Genomic DNA, 733 nt, shown 5'->3' with positions numbered 1-733 from the left:
GGTTGTTGGTGACAGTAGCTTTGCCGCTTTGGCGTTGTTGTCATCCCTGCGCCAGATGCCTCAGCCTGTCTACGTGGTCAGCCGGTTGCGATTAGATTAGGAGTTACGCATTGACAAATACAGTGTGACAATGCTAGGCGAAAGCAGTTTCCTCCACGTTTTCTAGAATAAACTGGCGAATGACCGGCACAAATAGCTGACGCGATATCTCATAGCAGTTGTTGATGATCCCTTTGATGCACATCGTCTGTAGCTTGCAAAAAGCACGTAGTGCACAAAAAACGTGATTACGAATAGCCTGTTCATCTCGCACATAAAAGCGCTCGATATTACACACCTGTTTAATCACTCTATGAAAACATTCAATCTGCCAATGCTCACTATGAACTTGCTTAAAGGTCTCTCGTGAGAGCTGTTTCAAAGCCTCTAAGTCTGGTCGATACAAGATGTAATATCGCTGCTCGTTTTTGAACGGCGCACAAAACACTTTGACCCAGCCAAATGCCTTGAGATAGACCATCAAGCCATCAGCTGTAATCTCTAGAGTCCCTATCTGCACTGACGTTCCACGCTCTACCGAGACCAGCCGATTATTCGCTACCCCAAATAGAAAACCCACTTTCTCGTTTCTGAGAAACTTCAGATTCTCTAGGCTCGAATACCAACTGTCTCCGGTCACCCACGACGGCTTCAGGCCCCAGGATTGAACCTCTAGCACCATCTCTCTAAAATA

General features: G+C 46.4%; 1 protein-coding gene. It reads right to left on the bottom strand.

Going from position 1 to position 733, the window contains the following annotated elements:
- Positions 1-133: 133 nt before the first annotated feature.
- Positions 134-733: transposase (locus CKL79_RS22695; RefSeq protein ID WP_141242174.1), on the bottom strand; the 600-nt coding region annotated here is incomplete at its 5' end.

It is taken from the genome of Leptolyngbya sp. BC1307, assembly GCF_002286735.1.
Lineage (GTDB): Bacteria > Cyanobacteriota > Cyanobacteriia > Phormidesmidales > Phormidesmidaceae > Phormidesmis.
The sequence above is the reverse complement of the archived record's forward strand: the minus strand, read 5'-3'. Positions and strand labels throughout refer to the sequence as shown.